Origin of the sequence: Candidatus Weimeria sp. HCP3S3_B5, assembly GCF_052064335.1 — a bacterium.
GTDB lineage: Bacteria > Bacillota > Clostridia > Lachnospirales > Lachnospiraceae > Weimeria.
In genome coordinates this window covers 42,690-68,159 of the sequence record NZ_JBQHVU010000015.1, presented here as the reverse complement: position 1 = coordinate 68,159, position 25,470 = coordinate 42,690, and the positions used below count along the sequence as shown (strand labels likewise).

Genomic DNA, 25,470 nt, shown 5'->3' with positions numbered 1-25,470 from the left:
GTTTTAAAGGTACCAGAGGCTGTGATCATTCACAGCCTTATTTCATATCATAAGGTCATCTTATGCTATGGAATAAGCCTGCGAACAGCGTGCCGTTTCTTACGCCAAGATCGTGCAGTCACCGAAAATAAAATGCCGTTGAGCGGAGAAATCGTCGAAAATAACGCGCCGTTTCCTCCGCTAATAATTTGCCGTTTGACAAATAAGATTCTATTATTTCCTGTTGCAACAGAAATTGCACCACCGAGTGTATCCAAATTGTAATGCAAAGCATATATTCCAAACGTTGAAAATATTCTTAGCAACTCAATATTTGAATTTCTTGATAATCGATTGTTAACGTCTAATGTTTCATTTATAAAAAGTTCAAAAGTTTTAATAATAATCAGGGTATTAATATATTCTGCCCTGTCACACTATTACTCTCCTCAGACAATAGCCACTTGAAAACGGGTACTACATCGTCAACGCTTAAAAGACGACCTGTCGCTCTTTCTTTTATCGTATTCTCAACCACATAGCTTGGAAGTTTCTCAATAAAATGTGTATCGATCATTTCTGGAGAAACGCCATTAATCTGCACATTCTTTCCTTCATACTCAGTTGCCAGTGATTTTAACAATCCAAGCAAAGCAAATTTTGAAGAGGTGTAATCCGCCATATAGCTTGGTTGATGAGTGACCGTATATGACGTAAGCATAGCTATAACTTTACCGCTTTTTCTCTTTACCATTGCTGGTAAAAGTGCCTGAACAATTTGAATGAATGCAAAATAGGTTATCTGCATTTGCTTTTTGAAGGGTTCGAGATCCGATTTCATAAATTTTACATATTCAAATCTCGAAGCAGCCAGATGGACATAAGCGGATGGTGATAATCCTCTCTTATTCAGTTCTTCCAACATTCGCTGTATTTCATTTTCTTTGCTCAAATCTGCCTGAAGAATAATAAGTTTTTCTCCATAGATTTTTTCAAGCTTATCAAGTTCTGCACTATTATGTCCATAATTGCAAATCACTTTGTCATAATCATTTACAATAGATTTAACAAGAGCAATACCTACAGTAGAATTGGAACCCGTAATAAAAATTTCTTTGCTCACATTATGCTCCTATTATTTTGCCACCTGAATATTCAGCTTGCCCTTAGATACCTTCTTACCATCCTGATTCGTAATAGAAATTTTCAGTTCAATCAAGCGATAAGCATCAATCTTGCTAACGACTTGCCCTTTGATTGTTAAAGTATCACCAATATATGTGGGCTTTGTCATTCCTATTTCAATTGAATGAATTAACGAATTTTCTCCTGGAAGATAGACACCTGCAAGCGTTGAATAAAAAGAGGAGACGAGCATGCCATATACTACTCTACCTTGATACCCCCCCCTTCTTTGCAAAAAGCTCATCATTATGAAGCGGATTAATATCACCTGTAATGTCTCGGAACTTCTCCATCATACTTTCAGTTACAGTAACACTGAAAGATTCTTCCTGTCCAAGGTTGATTTCATCATAAGTATATTTATTCATTAAACATCACCTTATTCCTAAAAACTTTATCAGTTTTGAACCCCTCGGAATTTTCTTTAAAATATTTTCCGCTATTGACATCCAAGCCATAGATAATACTATTACAATTATCACATCTACGGGAAATATCTTAGGCATAATAACGTAAAGGGTCTTATATAATACGGCCATTAAAAGTATATGCGAAAGATAAATTCCAAATGAATAATCCCCGATCTTAACCAAGAGTTTTGTTAAACCATTCCGAGCAACCTTTGAAGAATATATTCTTGTTGCAAAAAATAAACAAATTAGCAAAGAAGTCACTAATGAAGTTAGTTTTATCTGACCGGTTGCCATGGTATAATCATAATACTTGTACCAGATAATTCCTTCAAAAATCTGTGCAATAAAGGAAACAATAAAAAGGAGTAATTCCCTACGGCGGAACATTATTCCCTTTCCCTGCTCATGTCGGTTTCGCAAATCAAGTCCGTAATAATAGTATGTTCCCCATGCCGGAAAAAAGATCGCATTCCAGGGATACTGAAATGGATTCCCATTCCATATAGCATAGTACATTATCAGAATGAAAACAGGCGTTATAAAATACCCGATTATTCTCCATCGAGAATTTAGCAAGCTTATGAGCAATGGTGTCAGCAGAATACATTGAATGTATACAGCAAGATAATAATAAATATCGCAGCACTGAAATGTCAGCAAATTATAAACAAAATCAGAAAAGTGCCTGTATGCTAAGGTATAGATGCACGACCAAATAATATATGGAATGAGGACTCTTTGTATTCTCCTAAGAAAAAAATGCTTCCAGTGTTCCTGTTTTACAGTTAGAAGTCCTGAAAGGAATAAAAACGCTCCTACAGCGAAATTAAATATTGGTCTTATACAAACCCATAAATATCCTACCGGATAATTATGAATGCAAACCACCGCTATAATTGCCAAACCTCTACAGGCTTGAATCGCTTTGCTCTGCTCTGCTCTGCTCTGCTCTGCTCTGCTCTGCTCTGCTCTGCTCTGCTCTGCTCTGCTCTGCTCTGCTCTTAGAGATTGTCGTCATGAATTTTACTCCTGTCAATGCCTATTTCTCAATCTTCATATGTATCTCATGTTCACATATATCTTTCCCAATTACATATTTATACAATTTTCTCCCATCATCTGAAACATAAAGCTTCTCAAATCCCATATCTTCATAGTGATTCTCTACCATATGGTTCTTCTTTGTTGGATAATAGTATCCATATATTTCCTTAATATCCATATTAGAAGCTCGATTGATAAGCTCCTGCATCATGGCATATTCCATTCCTCGTTTCAGGACACGGCAGCTCATAAGCCAGAGATCCATATTTAAAGATGAAATTCGACTGACTTCTTCAGCACAGCCAGCTTCATTCGCTAATTTCATCTGCTCCTCGTCTGGCTTGCCCTTATGCCCCAACAGGACACTTACTACACCATTGTCTCCGAATCTGTCAGTCAGCTTTCCATAGAGGGTAAGGTAATCCGGATTTGAAGCAACACTTTCAATCTCGGCCTGCGTATACCTGTGCGTAGTCAGATTGAACTGATTCGACTTATTGCTTAGCTGTGCAATACGGGCCATATAAATATCGCTATATGGCTTGATCTCAGCTGCCATTTCAAGCGAATCAAGATATTCCCCATAATCCGTAAAACATGCTTGGAGCTGAGCCCTTTCAGCGTTCTCCCTATACATGTCATTACGCTTTAGATCGTCAGAACTGAGATTTGTTACTTCAAAAAATCCTGACCGATCAAGAATATGGATGTATTTTTCAGGTCCGCTTTCTCCATCTGTCATCTCCGGAACAGCTGCCGTAGGATTTTGTGTCCTGATAATATGACGTTCTGCAGAATTGTCATCCACGAAGACAAATGCATCTTCTCCGATATTGATTTCCTTTGCCATCCGAGAAAGGTTCTCACTCTTAGGATTCCAGTTTGCCTTTATAGAAATGAAGTCATCCTTCTTCAAAGTGCTGTCTGGACGTGCAAGACCTGCAAGCGCATTTGCTTCATCATTCTTGGAGTCAATATTAAGCATGATACCAAATTCTGACTGAGCCTTTAAGTACTCCTGAAACTCAGTGTATAGCTCTGCAGTAGCAGTTTCCTGCCCAATGGCAATATTCTCAGGTCCATCATCCCCGATAATGCCTCCCCAGAGTGTATTATCAAGATCAAGGGCATATGCCTTTTTATTCTTTCCGTATAGTGACTTAATAATATTACTCAGGTTAAACGCAAACTCAGGAACCGCATCTAACGGCATTATGTACTTGTACATAGACCAAAAGAAAGGATCTGACCAGTTCTGCAAGCCATAACACGAAGCCATGTAATTGATGTCGTTGATGAAGAAATTATCATACTTCTGTGCATACTCATAAAACTTCTGGTTAAGCCGGTCTGCAAAGTTTACGCGCCCATGGATATCTGATACATCCTTATTTCCCATCAATCGGAACCACGGCTGTTCAAAATTGTTCTGAATGATTGTACATCCAAAATCGTTACTTATCTTCTCCCAGAGTGCTGACCAGTGGTCGAAGGTGGTATTCAAAAGATCTTCTATCTGCTGTTCGCTGTATCCAATATGCGGCCAGGAAGCGATATTTCTTGTGCTGGTATGAATGAAGATAATATCCGGCTTAAAGGATACCAGTTCTTCATTGGAAAACATGACATCTTCCCAGTACTTGTTGTATTCTGACTCATAGAATTCAGCTTCGATACCTTGATCCAGCAAAAACAGATTTAGAATATCGATAATATCTTTTGTAGTGGAACCGCCAAGAACTGCTATCTTCTTATGAATCCTGCCTTCATTGATATTTTCATCCGCCTTCAGTTTCTTCAAAAGCGATTTCCGCTTCATCATTATTTCCTTTGAATCAAATGGATACTGTAGTTCTTCAAGCATAATACTTTACCAATCAAACATTACCGATTGAGGTGGCTGATGATTGCATCCACCACGTTGCCTACGTTCTTCCAAGTCTCTATCTCGCTTGTGCGAAATTTGATTTTGAACATATCTTCAAGTGCCATGACAATCTGCATCTGTGCGAAAGAATCCCAGTCTTCCACATCAGCGGCACAGGTTTCTCTGGTAACCACAAGGTCTTCATCATCAAAAATATCTTGAAAAATCGGCTGGATTTTCTCCAGCACTTCGTTTGATTCCATATTTCTATCCTTTCTCTTAAAAACTCTATTACATTCCAGTAGGGATCAATTTAAATGCGACCATCATCCTATTTTTTATCTTATGAAGTATTCTACGCACACCGGCTATCACACGCATCTTCATTGTCTGAATCTTCGTCCTGCCGATTAGGTCCCATACTAAATCTTCATACGGCTCGCTATCAAGTCTTTTAAAGAATTCTTCTCTCTTGTCACCCATAGGAGCTGATGTAAGAAGGCAGCCATTTCCCCTTACCGCTGTTTCATACGTTTGCTTTGAAACCATAAGTTTTTCTTTTACTGAATTAAAATACTGTTCTCCCTTATCTGTATTAATAAGTACTAGTGAAATGCCTTTGTAAAGATTCTTTTCAGATGCTAAGAGTCCCCAAAAATCTCCAAGAGAGATATCAGCTACACGTTTTTCTTCCTTATAAAGACACTTGCTGCATGCCGGTCTCATGAATAAATTCCCGACAACAAAACCATTTACCCATGGGTCGTCAATGTAATCTCGATAATAAGTCTTTCCATTTGCAAACTCTATATAAGTTCCAAGACGCATCCACCCTTTATTCTTATTCTTCAAATGGACTCTTGTTACCGGAGCACCATATCGCTTTTCACAGTCTTCCACATATTTGCGGAATACCTTTGGACTGTTTATACCACGGCATACGAAGTCAACAGTTACCAAATTCGGATAGACCGAAGCACCATTGTCATTGCTTATGCCAAGATATGCATTCAAGCCAGCAACATGACAAGGCGCTCCACAAAATAATACCTTTCTTCCATTATCAAGAAGTTTCTTTGTCTTTTTATATATTCCTGCTGTATCGCTTTGAAAATATTTTGAACCATTCAGCCTCTCAAGATCGTCTTGTGTTGTGCCGACTATCTGCACAGCATTCCTATAATTATCGGTATAAACACTACCCGTAATTACACCACCATCTTCTAGCATCTTCTCTGCTAATGCATAATATAGACCACCAGAGGTAGAAGAAATGCGTTTTTTATCATCAATATTATATGCTGCGTACACCATTGGCTTGTGACTAGCAGGATTAATTCGATCATTCAATGAGGGACAGGTACGTAAACACTTTCTGCAACCAATGCATTTCTTATAATCGACTGAAGGATACCAAAATCCTTCATGATCATTTGCATAAGAAATCGCATCGACAGGGCATACATCTGCACACATCTTGCATCCGGTACAAAGCATATGGTCAATACTATCTATCATCTTTCCCATATATCAATCTTCCCACTCGACTGTTGAAAAGCTTCTTGCTGGATATCCCATGGCAGTCATTCCTGCTTTCACCTTTCCTGTTACGGTACTACCTACCGCAACAACAGCACCGTCTCCAACTATTGCACCTTTCAGCACGCTACTCTTAATTCCAATCCAAACATGATTACCAATGATCGTCTTCTTTGAATGAACTTTCAACTCTCCATTTGGTCCTTTAATTTTATGAAAATCTGAGTCATAGATTATTACATAACGTGAAATTAGAACATCATTACCAATTTCAATTTCTTGATTAGATACAATGACTGCATTAGGCTTGATTACAGCCTTTCCTATAGAAATTTTTGCATTATAATTGACTTCTACATGCGACCCATAATTTTGAGCCACTGGACCATTTACCTCAAGTATCCCTCCATCTAATAATTGCAAATAGGCTTCAGCCTTTGAATGCAAAAATTTTGAACTGCAACAATGATAATTTGCATGAAGGATAATTTTTGCTTTATCACTTAAATCAATTTTTGCCCCCCTATATGTTATTAAATAGCATCCAGGATCTCTAATTACATTTTTTAACATGAAGTTGTACTTGATAAACATGAATATATCAAGTTTTCTTATTAGTTCAACTTTTCCCATAACAAAAATTTCTTCTCCTTACCGGCAAGTGTCTTACTCCATCAGTCGTTATATATATAATTTGGATCATCGATACCTGTCGTATTCAAGCATATATAGTCAATATTTAGTCCATCGATTTCATCCATTTCTTCGTCTGTTAGCTCAAAATCAAATATATCCAAATTTTCTTCCATATGCTCTCTACTGAAAGTACTGCATACTGGTATTACATCATTCTGGTAATGCCAACGAAGAATGACTTGCGCTACTGATTTTTTGTATTTCTTTGCAAGAGCATTCAATAGGTCATTATCCTTTACTAAAGGATGCATATGCATAGTAGGTGTGTGTGCTTCGAACTGAATCCCGTTTTCTTTGCAAAATACACGCACATCTGCTCTGGAATAGAACGGATGACATTCCTCCTGGATGACCATAGGAAGCTCCAATCCTGCATCCTGAATTGCCTTAATATGCTCCATCTTAAGGTTACAAGCACCAAAAGCCCTCACCCAGCCTGCCTTATATGCCTTGACAATCTGCTCATAATAATCAAGCCAATGCTCCCCCTCTGGCCAATGTAGAAGATAAAGATCCAGTTTGTCTCTCTTAAGATTCTTTAGTGTTACTAGGAGATTACCCTTCACGCTGTTTGGACTTCCCTGCCGTTCAACATCCATTGCCGAGCATTTAGATGTTATAAAAACGTCATCCTTACTGCTTACTGTATTCCCTAGCGATTTCTCAGACTTTGCATAAATGCGCCCTGTATCAAACATACGAAAGCCTGAATCATAGGCATTTTGCAAGACCTTCTTAATATGTAAATTTCCATCAAGCTCCCGGTTCAGATTTTTATGATAAACACTCAGCGCAACTTCCTGAGCATTAGCCTTTAGAAAAAGCCTTGGATTCCTCGTGTATTTCCAGATTACGCCAGTACCGTAAGATATCCAGGGAATCTCTAAACCATTTCGAAGCATGTACGTTTTTGATGTTTTTCCCATCCGAGAAAAATTTTTAACACTGCTAACAGCCTTATCATTACTTGCCATCGTGTCATAAACAACATTTTCATACTTTGCGGATTCATCAAGTGGTGTACCATAAAGCGCTTGTTGAACACGGTTGTTAAAAATCTTCTTTCCGTCTTCATTCAGAACGAGAGAAGTCTCGTAAAACTTATGCTGTTGAAGATACTCATCATCCCAGAAATCTATGACCTTTATTCCGTTACTCTTCAGCTTATCAATATACTTCCACAGGCATTGCTGTAGAATATTTTCTGGCATAAGTGACCTGAGATATGTGGCAAAAGGAGGAACCACAATGACTGGACGGTATTCATTTTCTTTACAATATGAAATAATGTTTTGAAGGATGCCCCAGGTTTGTCTAATAGTTGTCTGTTGCTCTTCAGTTAATGTATATTCGTTATTCCAGCCAAATTCATTCTTCCAACCAGTCATAACCTGTCGAGCATCAAGATAAATATCTACAGCACGACTGTGATTATCCATTCCAAGAATTGATTTTACATTCTTTTTCAACTCTTCCATTGCGATTTTTGAATCTAGTCGAGCGGGATTATTCTTAACGAGTTTTGCCTTCTTTTTTGAATAATTCAGTATTCTTTCAGGTTCAAGATATCCATAATATTTATAATTATGATCATCTGCGTTGTACTTCTCTACGAGTAAACTGTATTCTGCCAAGCAAATAAGCACAATCCCGTTCTTTTTCAAATGTCCACCATATTGTTCAAGTACCTGTTTGTCATAATACAGTGTCTGTGGAGAAGATGCAAAGTTGAATCCTTCTTTGCCATTGGCGGTCCACAGTGAATAATCAAAATCAAATGCAGCCATGGTACTACCCAAATTTATTAGATCAAGGTCATTGGGAACATTATTATACTTACTCCACTCTTTTTCCCAATTTCGATATGTCTCTGTACTTTTCCCAAACATAAACGCTTTTTCCTCTTATATTTCAACCTCTTCTACTGATTGTGTGCAATGCTTTTCGTACCATATCCTTTTCCTGTGAATTCATAGACAAAACCCACATGGAAACAGCGTAGATTACTATGAAGAACAATCCATATACAAAAATATTTATATAATCAGGCTTCAAAACATTAAAATAAGTGATTACAAAACCATATAACACACACGGCAACAGTCCCGGCACTATCCCGATAAGTCCTTTGAATACTGCTTTCATATCAAGTTTAAGAACCCTATGATAATATATAGGTTGAATTATCATACAGATAAAAATCTCCGACACAAATGTTCCTAATGCGCTGCCAACTGCTCCCCACTTCAAAGCAAGGGGGACACTCACAAACACATTTACAATGCATACCAGAAAATTGATAATTATCTGAAACTGATGCTTGTTCTTCGCCCTTGCTATATCCTGCCCAAGTCCCATGCAGAGTGCTAGTGTAACGGGAAGCATCAAAAGCATTCCAACGGTATATGAAATACTGTATTCCGAGCCAGCCCAGCGAATGACAAACTTATGTCCAAAGATTGAAAATGCAGCCATGAAAAGAAGCACAAGATATCCGAAAACCCTACTAGTCTGCACAAACAATTTATTCAATTGATCATTTTCGTGTTTCGCCTGAAGTTTATTAATTTGAGCGATAAATACTCCAGGCAGGGCTGAAGAAAAATTCATATAGTAAGTGTTAAATGTGGCACCCACAGAATAAAGAGAAATTTCCTCAGTACCATGCGTTCTGGCAAGAATAAACTTATCTATTTGCCAGTTCAACTGATCCATAAAGCTTTGAAGCACTATAAATCCGGAAAATTGAGCAATATCTTTCAACAAATTTTTGTCATTTTCTCTAAGATCAAACTTGGTATGAAAGACTTTTAGACAAAATCCAGTATTCAAAATTAGTGTGATAATTGACATTACTAACTGAACAGTAACGATAATCACACAGTTGTACCCCTTTAACAGAAAAGGAGTTGTAATTACAGGACTTGCTATAGCCGTCAATAGATTAACTGCTTTCGCAAAAATAAACTTTTCGTTTGCTGTAATGATAGAACTAAAAACGCAGTTCAAAACCTGCGCGGCAGAATTGATTGCTAAAATCCTAAAACATTGCTTTACAAGGGCATACTCTGAAATATTAATTTTATTACCAAATATCTGAGGGCTAAAAATACCCACAACCTGTCCGCCAACAAATGCCGTAAAAGATAATACAACAAATATCTTTAAGAACATCCCATTAAGCGCTGGGATCTTGCTTTCGTCCTTCACCTTGGTTTGAACATAAAACCTGATATAAGCAGCATTTACCCCGCCATTCATTATGGTGAGGTACCCCATAAATGATGTACAAAGAGAATAAATACCATATTGACTCTGACCTAACGAGCTTAAGACTATAGGTATATAAAGCAGGCCTGCAATTACCTGCACGATAATAACCATATATGACAACACAATGCCAGCTGACATCTGCTTCTTTGTTTCTTTTTCCACGTTACCTCACTCTTGGCATTAAAAGCGTCGCAAAATGTATTGTATTCAAGAAAAATTTCACCTGTTATGCAAACATATAGTAAACTGCAAACTGTATGCAGTTAGTTCTTTAACTTATCTAATACCTCTAATAATCTCTTCCCACCATCTCTATGAACTGTTACATCATAATGTTCATTAAGTATAGAAAAATCATAAGAATGCTGATTAATATCCAGGATCCTTGGTTTCATCTCGCATAGTTTAAATAAAGATTTCAGCCTATCATTCATGCCACTGTCTCTGCCGGAAATAGGAATTGAGATAAATTGCTTCTTGAAGATTACCGAGAATACACAGCAGTGAAATGAATTTGTGATGATATATTTTGCATGATCCACTAATTCCAGCCACTGCATTAAATTAGGATAAATCTTCTCGTATTTATCGGCCTGTCCATTGGCAGCAATGTATTTTACGGTCAAATGATGACTCTTTGCAAACTTATATACCTGATCTATGTCAAATTTACCTCCATTATCTAAATAATAGAGTAAAATATAATCTTCATTAATATGTTTGGAGACGCTCAAATGATCATTATGACTATTCATATAAGGCTCATAAAGCTTTCTATAATCATCTGCCTTAAATAGTAAAGTAGGATCACATACCCATTCCGCATCAAAGACACCGCATTGTAAGCATAGATCGATACCTGATTGTTCTCTTACTGAGACATAAGTAAATTTCTTCAGTAAAGGGGTAATGAAACGTTCTAACTCTTTTGACAAAACAGTGCCACCCCAACTTGCTGCATAGGATAATCTAGGTCTATTTTGAGGAACAAAATCCAAAAAAAATGCTTTAATCGGGCCGTTATTGTCATATATATTCCCCGACAAGCAATCGGGATTCCAAACCTGATCAGAGCCTACTATGTATGCATCAGCATCTGGGGGCGTTGCTTTAAGTTCATCAAAACTACTGTAAATACCAGTCTTTGAAATATATTCTTTCTGAAAATCTTCAAAATATCTAGGATGATTTGAATTAATTTTTGAGCTCTTTGATTTTTTTAGTTTATACTCTAGATACTTATATATTTGCTTTGGTTTAGTAATTTTATTTAGATATGTCCTAATCGTTACATTATAATCTGATCGTTGATCGTAGCATATTAAAAACGCTTCATGTCCATGTAAATTCAAGAAGTGCTGCAAGGCATATAGCTGAAGTTGCTGTCCATAATTGTCTTCTCCCCACCAAAACGTAACAATTCCAATTTTCATAAAATCTCCGATTTCTAGATTGATTCCAAAATAGATTGATACGGCAGGCTATCTCCCCCATCATTGACCACCGCATAGTAACAAAAATAAAACGCATACCATATTACATAGTAAATTATCAAAATCTTTTTATTCCTTCTATTTTGCATCAGCGAGATCGTATACGGTATTAAAATCACCTCAATCATCTGCGGAAATCTTGAAAATCTTGTGTACCAGGTATTAAGAAGTCCTACCATTCTAAAAGGGATTTCAAGCAAATATACCCTGAACAGGATCTTTGCCTTTTCATCGTGCAGCAATGTATAATGCCCCAAAAGGAAAAGGGGTATGCAAACCGGGATGATATGCATAAGCCACCCGAATCCTACGAATCCTACATTTCCAAATTCCGCCGCATAATTTGTCTTAGAAAAATATCTTGAAAATGCCGGAACATAACCGGCCATTCTCATGACATAAGATAGCAAAAGCGGAAAGAGCGCAATGCCTACAACTAGTAAAAAATTTCGAAACTTATTAGCTTCCTCTCTTCCAAACTCTTTGATAAAATAGAAAATGATGCAAAATAGCGCTGTCTTATGGAATAACGCGGCAGCCAAAATACATAAGAAAAATTCCTTACTCTTGTTTTGAACCAAAAACTTTACTGCCAGTAGCATAAAACAAGCGGCTATCAGAAAACGTACCCCATTCATGAAATAAATGAACTGCGTACAAAGGAATATATAAATTGCAAATCCAGCATTGACTTCATTTCGAAAGTCATACACAGCCCAAAGCACTATGAGAAGTCCTAAAATTCCCTCTACGAACAACAGTGTCCTATACGAAGGCATTATTTTATTCAATAAAGCAAATCCAATCTCACAATAGTAATCATCATCGCCGATAAAATGGTATCCAAGATACTGGCTAAAAGGCGTTTCTTTAATGAAATCATAAACCGTTTCATATGCCCAATAGTCCGTACCGATATTGATTCTAAATCCATAAAGTAGGATAACAGGTAAGAGTGCAATTAACCCGACTACTACAAAGCCTGCAGTTCCTTCCTGCAACTCTTTTCCATAGCGTCCTCTGATAATAAATCTATCTTGTTGCATCAAAGATGAAATCTTTGCAAGCGGTAGGACACCTATTAAAAATATAAGTATGTAAAATACTAAAGAAATCACTTTATTTCATTACCCATTCTGATGCTGCCTGCTAAATGCTTTCCAAATCATATATGCAATATAATGCGGTTCATGCAATGAGAAAAATCTAAGAATTTCCTTCTCACACCGATGAACAAATCTATGATCATTGGAAAAATCAACATGTTTTAAGACGTATCGATAATCAGGATAGTGAAGGAATTTTTTAAATTCCCGGAAACTATCCTTCTTTGAAAACCCGCTAGCTGGGTGGTATAAATACATTCTTGATACGTAACTCATGTTCCAGACCATTGTGACGTATAGCCTGTTTTTGCATTCCGGCCACAGTTCATCAATAATTTTAATATCCTTCGAAACTGCCTCCCTGAATTCAGATGGTATATTCGGTCGATACGTTCTTGTCAGCGAGGATAAATTCACCAGATATTCGTACCAAACATTTCCGCATACAGCTATCTTTTTACACTGACGCAAGAGTCTGACATTCCAGATCGTATCTTCATTCCAGATATCTTCCGCATCAAAAAAACAGCTCTTTGCTATCTCTGTCCGTATCACTCGGGCGATTGGTCCATCACTTAAGTAACCATCTGAAAAGTAATATTGTGGTTGATACGCGCCAACTAATGCACAGATCAAATCTTCCTTCTGCTTCTCAGTCTCGACTAAACTTGCTTTCTCTTTTGATTCAGAAAATATATTCCAGTCCAAATCCTTCTCAGCGATTTGATGAACTAAGCCAAGCACTAGATCAGCACCATAATCTTGTATGCCTACTGCCGCTTCCCGCAAAGCATATGGAGAAATAATGTCATCAGCGTCAACGAACATAAGATACTCTTTATCTGCCAGCCGTATCCCGGTATTTCTTGCTTCTCCAGCTCCTAAGTTTGCCTGCCTATAATAGTGAAATGTATCAACGCAAGACAACACAAAATCTTTCAGCTGCTTCGAATACTGTTCCTCGCTTCCATCGTCAACGATAAAAACATCATAGTTCTTATAAGTTTGTTTATTTATGCTATCAACGCATCGTTTGACCCTATCAAGGCTCGTATTGTAAACCGGGATTACGATGGAAAATGATACTTTGTCATTCATATTACCTTTTATACTTTATGATGCTCTAATGCAGCCTTTAGTTTATTCAAGCAGTCCTCCATGATTTCCTTAGGAGCAATTGTAATCCTCAGGTGCTGTGCTTCATGGCTATCGAAAATTCTAATCAAATAGCCGCTCTCCTGCATATATTGTTTTACTGCACCTACATCATATCCGCTCAGCCCAATATACATAAAATTCGCATCTGATTTAAACGGATGAACGTTAGGGATTTTAGATAACTCTCTCCAAAACCACTCTCTCACAGAAATCATCTCATCGGTAACTTCTTGATAATAAGCTGTATCGTTTAGCGCTGCGATTGCCATTCTCTTAGAAATATGTGGCAGCCTGTGAAGCGGCAAATCTAGCCAAAGCGCATGCATAGCCGCTTGACTACAGATTCCATACCCTATTCTTAAGTTTGCCAAGCCATAATACTTTGAAAATGTTCTTGAGAATACAACATTATCATATGTATTAATGATTCTCTTAACATCCAGTGTATATGGTGCGAATCCATGATATGCCTCGTCAAGAAGAAACATAGAACCCGGAAACATTTTTATGAGTTTCTCAATGTTTTCAGCACTCATAGCATTGCCAGTAGGCATTGCTGGATTTGTTATAACAATGATTTTAGGATTATATTGTTCTGCTTTATTGATGATGTCATCAATATTATGAGCACATTTGTCACCATCTTCGATGATATCGTAATGAATTTTATTGCCAAATTTATAGTCAACGACACCACCATAATAGCTCCAACCAGGTGTTGGAAGTAAAACATTATCATCTTTATTCAGCATTACACTAAATAGAGTTTTTATTGATTCGGCAGATCCATTATGCAAAAATAGATTTTTCCTACTGATTCCTAACTTTTTTTCCAGTGCAATAAGTAGATCATCTTCTTCTGTGGAATCATAAAGATACAAATCTTCGGGTGTAGTTTTATAAAGCTCATCTAAGCATTTTGGTGATGGGCCCCAGAGATTTTCGTTATAATGTAACCTTCCTGAAACCCAGTCTGTCGGAACACCGGCATAACGATTGATGTTTTTATAACGATCAAATAGGTGATCCTCCATAACTTTGTTATAGAAATTGATAAAATCCGGGTCGAAATCTGAAAATTCCTTTAATGTATCAAATTCAAGAATGACATCATCGGGATACGGTACATATGTTGCCGGCAATTCATTCAAATGGTTCATATGGAATGTATCAATCAGCATTCCTTTAGTTTCATCAAGATCATACTCTTTTGTAAGAAGATCAATGAATTTTTTAGAAAACTGTCGACTGTAATATGTTGCGCCCATTGTATAGTAACAGTTCTGGCCTCCTCTTTGAATTTTCTTTATATAACCAGCATCTTCTTCAACAATACAGAACTCGTCAAGATAGCCATCTGTATGCTTTACAGTGTAATAAGAATCATATATATATGGTTCAAAGATATTTTCCGTAAAATAATTATCCGCACAGCAAATGTAGGAATTACCAAGGTAGTTCTTAGCAGCCATAAGTGAGGAAGTATTATTTCTCTCTTTATATTCCTTGTTTTCTACGAGAGTCAGTCCATATTTCTCTCTTAAATATTCAAACTGTTCTTTCATATAACCAGTAACAAGGACAATATTATTAATGCCCGCTGCTTTTAACTGCTCAATTTCTCTCTCTATTAATATTTCACCTTTAACCCTAAATAGTCCTTTCGGCATAATTTTGGATAACGGCAAGCATCTGCTAGAAAGCCCTGCAGCCATAATAATTGCATTATCCACTTTATATGGCTCAAGTTCTTCTAAGCCCTTAGATGTCAACCTGCCATCCTCAGTAATCAAATGATCATTTATAACTTGCTCTCTTGTCTGATCAATTTCTTCTATTGAGCAAAATGCCTGTTTAGCCAAATCAGCCGAAGCAACATTTTCATTTTTAAATGCCGCTCTCAGTATGTAAAATTCTGATCTTCTCATAATTTTTATCCTCTCTATCCTTTAAGAAGTTCCATTGTCTTCTTACAAGCTTCCCCGGTTTCATAGCTCCCAGACTCTATGTGGTGCCTCTTGACATCGGCTACATATTTCTCCTGATCAAAATTAAGAATATTATCAATCAATTCTTTATTATTATGAGCAAGCGGGAATGGCCACTTGGAAACCGGCATATAAAAGCCTCTTGTTCTTTCATATTCTTCTATATCATTTGCATAAAGTAGACAGGGTCTGAATGTAAATGAATAATCCCACATCAGAGAAGAATAATCAGTAATCACTGCATCCGCAGCTGCAAGGAGTTCCTGCATATCTGGATAGGATGTCATATTAACTATCGATTTATCACTGAATTCAATCGATAGTAGCTTAGGATGAAGTCTTGCTGCAAACACCCATTTTCCACTAAATCTTTTCTCCAGCGCTTTTACTACACCTTGATTATCTATCCCCATAAGCCCATACTTTTCGGAGCTTTCATGATCATCTACATTGCCTCTAAATGTAGGGGCATAAAGCAACAGCTTTTGATTCAAAGGAATGCCATAATATTGATAAACCTTCTTTTTAAGCTCTAATAAGTCGGCATCATGAAAAAACATATCATTTCTAGGCATTCCAGAATTTATGCACTTATTCTTGGGATATAACTGACCGGGTGCCTCATAATCCGTAAAGTATCTACACGATGAAAGCAGATAGTCCACATTTTTCACCTGCATCTCAGATTCTTTTCTATACCATTTATCTTTATAAACTAGCGTTCCTGTTTTTTTATAAGGGCCTCCTCCATGCCACGTATTTACAACAACTTGTTTTTTATGTCGTAAGGGCAGATATGAAACACCTCCGGCATTGGTTACAATTGAACCACTAGTTAGTAAATAGAAAAAATATTTGAAAGACCTCGGCTTAACAGCAATGACATTATCAGGATGCTCTTTGCCTAAATCTTTTAAAGGAAAGATAATTTCATATTTTCCTGGATAATTCTTCTCAATATATAATTGAAGATATTTCAAATTATCACCATAGGAAAAAGAAAGTTCGTTGAGTAACGTGATTCTATTTTTCTTTACTGGACATAGCCAAAAAATATGGAGGACACCGTATAGCATTCTCTTAACCAGATAATGTGCAAATTGATTACCATTTTTCATTAGTAAAAATCTCCGAATCAAAAAAATATCATAACCAGTCGGGTGCGCTTCTTCCTATTTTTCTGTAATTACTTTTCACATTGTATTTTGATTTGCAGTACAATAGAAATTGTTCCCTTGTTGCTAAGTCTGATTCCATATCTGCAATCATATCCGCTGCAACGGACATAGCCTGATATCTGTTTGCTTTGTATGCCATCTCGCAAAGCTCTGCCACGATGAATCCTTTAATTGCGGGAGATTTAGAAATTTCGAAAAAGTTTCTTGTTATTGAAGCCATTTCATCAACCAGATTGTAATTATTATTCCAGCTAATATACCAATCATGCCACATAAGCTCATGCATACTGAAACATACTTCCGGAAGTTTATCTTCAAAAGTCTGGTATTGCCGTTCACTCATAGCCGTACCAAGATTCAATGCTGTATTTTGAACGTAATTCTTGTTAGTAATAATGTAATTGCAGTCATCCAGCAGTTCCAGATCAGCTACCGTGCCATGGGCAATATCATCTATCATTTTGTTAACTGATATTGCACTAAGATCTCGCAGCCACAATCTGTATGCTTCCTTTAATGCATCCTTCATTTCTGAAACGCCAGAATACCGATCATCTTTTATCTGAGATGTTGCCTTAGTAATAACCAACTGTAGCGCTTTAGGTATACAATATCCTTTGGTTTGCCCCGTAATTTCATTGAGAATCACTCCCAAAGCATAGATATCGGTCCTATCATCTACACGTTTTGCATCCAGCCATTGCTCCGGTGCCGTATAGCCGGGTGTTCCGAATCCCATACCAGTAGATGTGTATGATGACGATGCATTCTCATCCTTGCCAAAGCCTAAATCACATATTACGAGATCATAAGGATTATTCAAAAGAATGTTTTCCGGTTTCAAATCTCGATGAATAATTCCAGCTTTGTGCAAAGCCTCTACTCCATCTAAAATTTCCAACATAATCTGACATTGCTGCTCCGGATTCTTGAAAAGCACCTCATTTAAGTAAGGAACCAAATTTGATTTGTATAAAGGCATATTATAATATGGTCCCTTATCATCTTCTCCTGATTCAAGAACCTTGATAACATTGGGATGTGAAATTTTCTGAATTATTTTTATTTCTCTCTTGAAACGCTGCACATCTTCAGGATCAGACGTATCAAGCATGTGCTTACAAGCACATGGAGTTCCATCCGGTCCCTGGATGATCGTCACAGAGCCTTGACCACCTTTCATGCCTAACCACCTCACTATTAGGATTCCAGACTATTAGTATTTCAGTTCACTAATAATCAAAAATTATGTTCGCATTTAATGTCTACCACTTTCAATCAGTCTTTCAAATGTACTCACTTTATCTGCCACAAATTTCCTTGAAAAATATGCAAATATTCCTATGATTGCAAAAACAATGAAAAACCAAAAAGCATCTTGCATGGTCGAAAATTCCGAACCGAAAAACTCGATTACAGCATTAATAACAACCATATGATACAAATAAAAACTATAAGAAAGATCTTCTTTTACTCGATATTTAAATGAAAATCCAAATCCTACGACGAAGAAAAGAAGTAATATCGTAGTTATCACATTGTACCGAATACCATCAAATAAACTTACCAGTGTAGTCGGTACAAAATATTGCCACGCCACATAGATGGCTAAAAATACCCATTTCCAACTAACAAAAAAACTTATTACTTGAGGGCTAGCGTAGTAAAAGGCAATACCTAAAACAAATATCCACACGAAAGTAAAGACATTGCATTCCAAAAGTTTATAGAAAATATCCGGATATACTTTAGAGAATTTTTCTGCAATTAAATCAAAGAGTACCCCCCCCATAAAGGTAATAGCAATACGTCTATTTCTTTTTTCCGGATTAGAGAAAAAGTGTTTTAATATTAGTGCCAATACATAAAACTGTATATCAACCGTGATTGTCCATAATGCCCCATTGGGTGTCCCCACGCCATAGCTTCTTTCCCAATCTCCAGTGTAAAATTGAAAGAATGTCAGTTGCATCGCCAGATAAATGACTATATCTTTAATCGAAAATTGTCCCCAAAGTGAGATTACAAGAAGGATTAAATTTATCAAAACGCAAACCCATAATTCCGGATAAATTCTCAGAACCCTTTTCTTAATGTATTCCTTTGTAGTATATTTCTCTAAAGAATTAGAAATAAACAATCCGCTCATAAAGAAGAATATTGGAACACCTCTGACAAAATATGCCATCCCATTCAACAAAATATTATCTATATGAAAATGTGTAAGGAAATGTCCGAAAAAAATGATAAAAGTACAAATAGCTCTTATTATATCGAAGCAATTCTTGTTCAAGGGATAGGACATTTTTGACATTTCATTTTCTCCAAATCATCTTATTAACAATTCCTGTATAGCTCTGAATGAGCTTTACTACTTTAACAGAAACATTCTTTTCCACATATGCCGGTACATCAGCTGCATCATCACCATTTGCATGCATAGAAACCGCAAGATCAACTGCCTGAAGTACTTGTTCCGATGTAATTGATCCCACTGTGAACACGCCCTTCTCCATTGCCTCCGGACGTTCCGTACTTGTCCTTATCGAAACCGCAGGGAAGTGAAAATATGCTGCCTCTTCTGGAATAGTTCCACTATCTGACACTACGCAGAAAGCATTTTTTTGGAGCTTGTTGTAATCAAAGAATCCGAGTGGCTTATGCTGAATCACCCTGCTGTCGAACTGAAAACTTCTCTTTTCAATATATTTCTTTGACCTGGGATGACATGAATAAAGGATAGGCATATCGTATGTCTTTGCCATCTCATTGACAGCATTCATTAAAGCGAAGAAATTTTCTTCTATATCTATATTTTCTTCCCTATGTGCAGAAAGAAGGAGATACTTACCTGATTCGAGACCCAATTTATCAAGGACATTACTTGCCTCGATTTTCTCATCGTATTCCGACAAAACCTCTGCCATCGGTGAACCAACGACAAATGTATATTCCGGTTTCACACCAGTATCAAGAATGTACTTTCTGGCATTCTCTGAATAACACATGTTGATATCGCTAGTAACATCAACAATCCTTCTGATTACTTCCTCAGGAAGGTTTTCATCCTTGCAGCGATTCCCCGCTTCCATATGAAATACTGGAATTTTAAGACGTTTCGCAGATAAGACTGAAAGGCATGAATTGGTATCACCCAAAACGATGATAGCATCAGGCTTTACCTCACTCATTAGCTCATAGGACTTAGCGATAACGTTTCCCATTGTCTGTCCAAGATTATCGCCTACAACTCCAAGATAATAGTCAGGTTTTCTTATTCCAAGATCTTTGAAAAAGACCTCGTTTAATTCATAATCATAGTTCTGTCCTGTGTGAACGAGAATCTGATCAAAATATTTATCTGCCTTTTTTATAATTGCTGACATTTTGATGATTTCAGGTCTTGTACCTACAATCGTCATCAGCTTTAATTTCTTTGCCATCGCTTTTCCTTCACAAATCGTAATATGGATATAATTCCTTATGCTGCTTCATCCAATCACCAAGTTCTGATACCATTGTTTCATAATCTGGTATCTTATAATCGAAACCCTCAAACCTGGTTCTCACCAGAGACTTATCAGCGACAAAATTCTCATCTGGAATGATGTCAATAGGATTTTTCCTAATACCATTAAATAGTTTCAACAGCTCGTACTTGCTGATACTCTCATCAGGAACCATGTTATAGATACCATGAGGTTTCTGTATTGCTGCCTGTTCCATAGTCTTTGCAAGCTGAAGTGTGGTCTGACCAGTCCAAATGGCATGCTTAAACCCTTTAACAGGTCCATCATGCTGCATAAACCAATTCATAAGCCCGATACCTGATTCCTTTATGTCTGGACCCACTATTGAATTACGCAATGTCACACTATATTCATCATCTAACTCACCAAGGGCTTTTGACCTATCGTAGAATGACTCACCATCCCGCAGGTCATCTTCTTTATACTGTCCTTTCTTTCCACTGAATACGCAGTCCGTACTCATGTGGATGATATAAGCACCAATCTCCTTTGCTATTTTAGAAAGGAAATGCGGAAGGTAAGCATTCAGGAAAGTAGCCGTTTCATGATCATCTTCTGCAAATTTATTGAGTATCCCTATGCAGTTGATGACCGCATCATACTCACCATCTTCTATTGTATTCTTAAGAAGCTCTGTATCCCTTGCGTCTCCAATTACCGTTTTTACAAATTTCGATTCAGTTCTGGCATATCCAGTTACATCATGACCATTTTCGGAGAGATAGATTGAAATCATGTGGCCCGCCATGCCATTACAACCAAGGACTAAAAATTTCATTTGCTCTCCAGTTCTTCTTTGATATACGATGTGGTCAGCAGCTTTTTAACAGTTCCGTCCAAATCAAGAAGCTTTGTATTGTGGCTCGTATATGCATCATCGGCCTGAGTCTTGACGGTTCCTTTAATAAAGAACTTGTCGTAATTCAAGTCACGGCTGTCAGCGGCAATCCTGTAGTAATCGCCCAAGTCTTCAGCCCTTAACATCTCTTCTCTTGTCACAAGCGTTTCATAGAGTTTTTCACCATGACGTGTTCCTATGATTTTCGTGCCCGTATCTCCGAAGAGTTGCTGTACAGCCTTCGCAAGGTCTCCTATAGTGCTGGCATCAGCCTTCTGCACAAAAAGATCACCCGGATTTGCGTGCTGGAATGCGAACATAACAAGAGCAACTGCCTCATCAAGATTCATCATAAATCTCGTCATATTAGGATCTGTTATTGTGATTGGATGACCGTTCCTGATCTGCTCTCTGAAGAGAGGGATGACTGATCCACGACTGCACATTACATTTCCGTATCTTGTACAACAAAGTGTTGTGCCATGCTCGGATGCCACTCTGGCGTTTGAATAAATTATCCTCTCTGCCATCGCTTTGGAGATACCCATAGCATTGATTGGATATGCTGCCTTATCTGTGGATAGGAGAACCACTGATTTTACTCCATAATGGATTGCCGCCTGCACTACGTTATCAGTTCCCACTACATTGGTCTTATAAGCCTGCATCGGAAAGAACTCGCAGGAAGGAACCTCCTTCAATGCCGCAGCATGAAAAATATAATCAACTCCAGGCATCGCGCCCATTACGGAATCACGATCACGGACATCCCCGATGTAGAATTTCACCTTTTCAAAGTAGTCAGGATAGTTTGCCTGAAGCTCATGCCTCATATCATCTTGCTTCTTCTCATCTCGTGAGAATATCCTTATCTCCTTTATGTCAGAAGAAAGGAAATGGTTAAGGACAGTATGCCCAAATGAACCAGTACCTCCTGTAATTAATAATGTCTTATTTTCAAAAACTGACATTTTATCGTCTCTCCTACTAATCAGCCTAAAATCTCATCCATTCTGTCCATCAGCATCTTCTTTGAAAAGTGGCTGTCAAAATAATCACCAGACCTCTTTCCCAAATTATCCAATTCTGCTTTGGACATATTGCCCATCTTGATAATATTTTCTGCAAGCCCCTCTGCATCACCAGACGCACTTACAAGACCACAACCTGCATCTTTGATGATTTCTCCAACTTCGCCATCTGCGGAAACAAGAATCGGCATACCACATGCCATACAAGACTGGGTCTTTGCCGGTATTGTCATTGCGAATACTTCAGACTTTGAAAGGCAAATAAGTGCAACATCGCTAGCCGCCATAAATTTAGGTATGTCTTCAGCCGCCTGCCTATCCAGGAAATTGAAATATTCATCAACACCCTGCTTATGTATTGCTTCCAGCATTTCGTCTTTATAACGACCATTACCGACAATGTTGAATCGTGCTGATGAATTATTTTTCTTTAGCAATGCCGCTGCTTCAACCAAGACTCCAAGTCCCTGAGCATAACCAATGTTACCGGCAAATATGATGTTCAATTTATCATCTTGTGGAATTCCGGTTTCATGTCCTAAATTCTCTGTCACATCCGGTACGTAAGGCTTGTAAAACTCTTCAGCATACTGGGGCCAGAACTCAAGCTTGTCTCGATCAACTCCCCTCTCCACCATTTTAGAAATGAAGCTTTGTGAAGAAGTAAAAATGCGATCACAATGCTTGTAAACGTAATTGACCATGCTATTGATTGGTCCAATAACTGCCGGGTTATGTATTCCTGTTACGATTTCAACATTGTCAGGCCAGAGGTCTGTAACATAAAGATAGCAAGGAACCTTATGCTGCTTTGCATATTGAACACCGACTAAAGCCTGTGTCATTGGGCTTACTTCATATATGAACACTTCATCAGCCTTGATCTTGTTGACAAGATTCCAGAAGAATCCAGACACGACAAATGACCCGTAATTCGCCATCATGCCGATAGAATTTGAACCACGAGCAATAAGCGGAATACGAATGATCTCCACACCGTTCCATATTTCGTGTCGCTTGTGCGTGAGGTCATATCCCTCAAAATATTTACCCATCGGGTAGTTAGGAATTCCAGTAAGGACCGTGACCTTATAGCCGCGCTTCACCCATTCACAAGCCATATCATTGATACGGAACTGTTCAGGATAAAAATATTGAGAGATAACTAAGATATGTTTCTTATGAGGTTCTGTGTTACCCTCTGTCTTTTCTATGGACTCTGATAACGTACACCTCTGGTACTCAATCCCCTCATACGTACTCAGTTTCTGATCATAAGTAAGATTCCCGAAAGCCTTATCAACCAGTCCGCCTATCTTTCCAGGCACTTTCTGCCCGACCTTTACTGCCGGATTCAGTGCCTTCGTCTCTACTATTTTCTTCCCACCAGCGACAGCCCTTATTTCCTTGACCATCTCTGATGTTTTTGTGTACTCTGCATTCTGTGGGAAGTAGATACCGCCTTCACAACTTAACATCAACTGACACAAAAACTCACACAGGTTGCCGACATAAAGCATGGATCTCTCATTATCGACATCCGGGAATATCGGAAGCTTCCTGGCGAGCTTGGCGAGCGTTGGGTAGTTCCCTTTGCTGCCCTTTCCATAGATCATTGGCGGACGGAGAACTGCAACATTGAAGTTTGAGGAAGAGAGACTCCTCACGCCCTTATCAGCCTGCCACTTCGAATCACCATAGAAGTTCGCCGGAGCAGGAACCGTGTCCTCGTCAATCATCTTGGAAGTGCCGTACGGTGCGGAATCGCCATAGATGATTGCGGAAGACATGAAGATGAACTGTGTTTTCTTCTTTTCGCCTGTGGCATTTTCTTCTTTATTTATACTTTCAGTATTACTTCTCTTCTCGGCTGCCGCCTTCGCCTTCCTTGCTATCTCCAACGTCAGGTCCGTGTTGACGGCATAGTACTTCTCTTTGACCTCATCACTCACATTGCCGACATCAGCATGAGCTATGCCAGCGACGTCATAAATAGTGTCATAAGCAGAGAAGTCCACGTCACGCCACTCACCGTTCAGAGTGCCGACCGTGTCTACTTCTATGTTCGGGTAGTGTTCTTTTGCAAAGGAAGCAAAAGTCTCCCCAATATATGATCCTGCACCGACCACAAGGACTTTGATGTTCTTTTCCTTATCTATCTGGAACTTTTTCTTAAATCCGAAGTCCGGTTCCGGATCTGTTTCAGGCACGCCCGGTCTCAGCTTGTTCTCCTTGTGGATTTCCCCAGTCCCGCCTTCAACTACGGACTTATCCCCGCCGAACACACCAACAGAGCCAAGGAAACACTTGAGATCCATTGCTGGACCCTCGTTCTTCACATACTCCCCGTCCAGCTTTGCCTTGTCCGGAATCTCAAGCTCATCTCTTCCGTTGATCTGCGCCCATCCGGTCAGACCAGGCTTGATGTCATTAGCACCATACTTGTCACGCTCTGCCGTCAGCACATCCTGATTCCAGAGTGCCGGGCGCGGTCCAATAACAGACATATTCCCAAGGAAGATATCCCAGATCTGCGGAAGTTCATCAAGACTGTGCCTTCTAATGAAGCCTCCTACTTTTGTTATATACTGCTCTGGCTTCTCAAGCTTATGCGTAGGCACGTCATGCGGTGTGGACATTTTCATCGAACGGAACTTGTGAAGCTTAAAATACTGCTTATCCAGACCAACTCTCTTCTGTGTGAAGATAACAGGACCCGGGTCTTCGATTTTTATCGCCAGAGCGATGCCACCCATTATGGGAGCTAAGGCTACAAGACCAGCAAAAGATAAAGCCTTGTCAAGACAGCGCTTAACAACTTTTTCATAGAAGGAACGCTCGCGTGTGGCCGCAGCAGAAAGGCCTGTAGCTTCCAGATGACCGCACTTGCCATCAGCATTTTCTTTATCACTGGCGTCTTCCACAAACTTGACAGACTTTCCCTGCATAGAGTTTCTTTCACTCTCCTGCCCGGGTGTGGAATACGTAGAATCTTTTTTTTTCTTCCTGGCAATGATATTAAGAACGACATATGAAACACCGAGTGTGACTGCCGTGGCTTTGATTATCTTTTTTGCTTTATCTTTGTTCATCTGCTCTTCTCTGTGTTCGGCCTACCTGCAGCCAGCCCCCTAGTTCCTCATTTTTACGTA

At 38.4% G+C, this 25,470-nt stretch carries 22 protein-coding genes; 1 reads left to right on the top strand and 21 read right to left on the bottom strand.

Annotated features, from left to right (window positions below; translation table 11 throughout):
- On the top strand, window positions 1-264 hold a 264-nt coding region (locus ACTNCK_RS08435), incomplete at its 5' end, for a hypothetical protein (protein WP_441082066.1).
- Window positions 265-385: 121 nt separating this feature from the next.
- Here the strand turns inward: ACTNCK_RS08435 and ACTNCK_RS08430 are convergent.
- The 21 genes from ACTNCK_RS08430 to ACTNCK_RS08330 all read right to left on the bottom strand — a co-directional run bounded on the left by ACTNCK_RS08430 (window position 386) and on the right by ACTNCK_RS08330 (window position 25,410).
- Window positions 386-1,102: an SDR family oxidoreductase gene (locus ACTNCK_RS08430; RefSeq protein ID WP_441082065.1), complete on the bottom strand. Its 717-nt coding sequence runs from the start codon at window positions 1,100-1,102 to the stop codon at window positions 386-388.
- A gap of 12 nt (window positions 1,103-1,114) precedes the next feature.
- Window positions 1,115-1,399, bottom strand: a complete 285-nt coding sequence (locus ACTNCK_RS08425) for a hypothetical protein (protein ID WP_441082064.1) — start codon at window positions 1,397-1,399, stop codon at window positions 1,115-1,117.
- Window positions 1,371-1,532 carry a MaoC/PaaZ C-terminal domain-containing protein gene (locus tag ACTNCK_RS08420; RefSeq protein WP_441082063.1) on the bottom strand — a complete coding sequence of 54 codons (162 nt, stop codon included), beginning with the start codon at window positions 1,530-1,532 and terminating at the stop codon, window positions 1,371-1,373. The genes ACTNCK_RS08425 and ACTNCK_RS08420 overlap by 29 nt, the downstream gene beginning before the upstream one ends.
- 6 nt (window positions 1,533-1,538) lie before the next feature.
- Window positions 1,539-2,465 carry an acyltransferase family protein gene (locus ACTNCK_RS08415; RefSeq protein ID WP_441082069.1) on the bottom strand — a complete coding sequence of 309 codons (927 nt, stop codon included), beginning with the start codon at window positions 2,463-2,465 and terminating at the stop codon, window positions 1,539-1,541.
- 151 nt (window positions 2,466-2,616) lie between these two features.
- Window positions 2,617-4,485 (bottom strand): HAD-IIIC family phosphatase, encoded by a 1,869-nt coding sequence (locus ACTNCK_RS08410; protein ID WP_441082062.1) that lies wholly within the window; start codon window positions 4,483-4,485, stop codon window positions 2,617-2,619.
- A gap of 20 nt (window positions 4,486-4,505) precedes the next feature.
- The gene (locus tag ACTNCK_RS08405) at window positions 4,506-4,751 is read right to left on the bottom strand and encodes an acyl carrier protein (RefSeq protein WP_441082061.1); all 246 of its coding nucleotides are present in this window, start codon (window positions 4,749-4,751) and stop codon (window positions 4,506-4,508) included.
- A gap of 28 nt (window positions 4,752-4,779) precedes the next feature.
- Window positions 4,780-6,015 (bottom strand): Coenzyme F420 hydrogenase/dehydrogenase, beta subunit C-terminal domain, encoded by a 1,236-nt coding sequence (locus ACTNCK_RS08400; protein WP_441082060.1) that lies wholly within the window; start codon window positions 6,013-6,015, stop codon window positions 4,780-4,782.
- A gap of 3 nt (window positions 6,016-6,018) precedes the next feature.
- Entirely contained in the window at window positions 6,019-6,660 is a 642-nt protein-coding gene (locus tag ACTNCK_RS08395) for an acyltransferase (RefSeq protein ID WP_441082059.1), read from the bottom strand.
- Between the two features lie 41 nt (window positions 6,661-6,701).
- Window positions 6,702-8,612: an aldo/keto reductase family protein gene (locus ACTNCK_RS08390; protein ID WP_441082058.1), complete on the bottom strand. Its 1,911-nt coding sequence runs from the start codon at window positions 8,610-8,612 to the stop codon at window positions 6,702-6,704.
- A 22-nt stretch (window positions 8,613-8,634) separates the two neighbouring features.
- Window positions 8,635-10,158: an oligosaccharide flippase family protein gene (locus ACTNCK_RS08385; RefSeq protein WP_441082057.1), complete on the bottom strand. Its 1,524-nt coding sequence runs from the start codon at window positions 10,156-10,158 to the stop codon at window positions 8,635-8,637.
- Window positions 10,159-10,259: 101 nt separating this feature from the next.
- Window positions 10,260-11,429 carry a polysaccharide pyruvyl transferase family protein gene (locus ACTNCK_RS08380; RefSeq protein WP_441082056.1) on the bottom strand — a complete coding sequence of 390 codons (1,170 nt, stop codon included), beginning with the start codon at window positions 11,427-11,429 and terminating at the stop codon, window positions 10,260-10,262.
- 14 nt (window positions 11,430-11,443) lie between these two features.
- Entirely contained in the window at window positions 11,444-12,607 is a 1,164-nt protein-coding gene (locus ACTNCK_RS08375) for an EpsG family protein (RefSeq protein WP_441082055.1), read from the bottom strand.
- 9 nt (window positions 12,608-12,616) lie between these two features.
- A complete protein-coding gene (locus ACTNCK_RS08370) occupies window positions 12,617-13,693 on the bottom strand; it encodes a glycosyltransferase family A protein (RefSeq protein ID WP_441082054.1) in 1,077 nt (358 codons plus the stop codon).
- 8 nt (window positions 13,694-13,701) lie between these two features.
- On the bottom strand, window positions 13,702-15,681 hold the full coding sequence (locus tag ACTNCK_RS08365; RefSeq protein WP_441082053.1) for an aminotransferase class I/II-fold pyridoxal phosphate-dependent enzyme: 1,980 nt from the start codon (window positions 15,679-15,681) through the stop codon (window positions 13,702-13,704).
- A 14-nt stretch (window positions 15,682-15,695) separates the two neighbouring features.
- Window positions 15,696-16,859, bottom strand: coding sequence for a CDP-glycerol glycerophosphotransferase family protein (locus ACTNCK_RS08360; RefSeq protein WP_441082052.1), 1,164 nt, complete (start codon window positions 16,857-16,859; stop codon window positions 15,696-15,698).
- 28 nt (window positions 16,860-16,887) lie between these two features.
- Window positions 16,888-18,102: a serine/threonine-protein kinase gene (locus ACTNCK_RS08355; protein WP_441082051.1), complete on the bottom strand. Its 1,215-nt coding sequence runs from the start codon at window positions 18,100-18,102 to the stop codon at window positions 16,888-16,890.
- Between the two features lie 75 nt (window positions 18,103-18,177).
- Window positions 18,178-19,224, bottom strand: a complete 1,047-nt coding sequence (locus tag ACTNCK_RS08350) for an acyltransferase family protein (protein WP_441082068.1) — start codon at window positions 19,222-19,224, stop codon at window positions 18,178-18,180.
- A 10-nt stretch (window positions 19,225-19,234) separates the two neighbouring features.
- The gene (wecB, locus tag ACTNCK_RS08345; RefSeq protein WP_441082050.1) at window positions 19,235-20,362 is read right to left on the bottom strand and encodes a non-hydrolyzing UDP-N-acetylglucosamine 2-epimerase; all 1,128 of its coding nucleotides are present in this window, start codon (window positions 20,360-20,362) and stop codon (window positions 19,235-19,237) included.
- Between the two features lie 10 nt (window positions 20,363-20,372).
- Window positions 20,373-21,227, bottom strand: coding sequence for an SDR family oxidoreductase (locus tag ACTNCK_RS08340; RefSeq protein ID WP_441082049.1), 855 nt, complete (start codon window positions 21,225-21,227; stop codon window positions 20,373-20,375).
- Entirely contained in the window at window positions 21,224-22,258 is a 1,035-nt protein-coding gene (locus ACTNCK_RS08335; RefSeq protein WP_441082048.1) for a polysaccharide biosynthesis protein, read from the bottom strand. The genes ACTNCK_RS08340 and ACTNCK_RS08335 overlap by 4 nt, the downstream gene beginning before the upstream one ends.
- Window positions 22,259-22,278: 20 nt before the next feature.
- The gene (locus ACTNCK_RS08330; RefSeq protein ID WP_441082047.1) at window positions 22,279-25,410 is read right to left on the bottom strand and encodes a sugar transferase; all 3,132 of its coding nucleotides are present in this window, start codon (window positions 25,408-25,410) and stop codon (window positions 22,279-22,281) included.
- Between the last annotated feature and the right edge of the window lie 60 nt (window positions 25,411-25,470).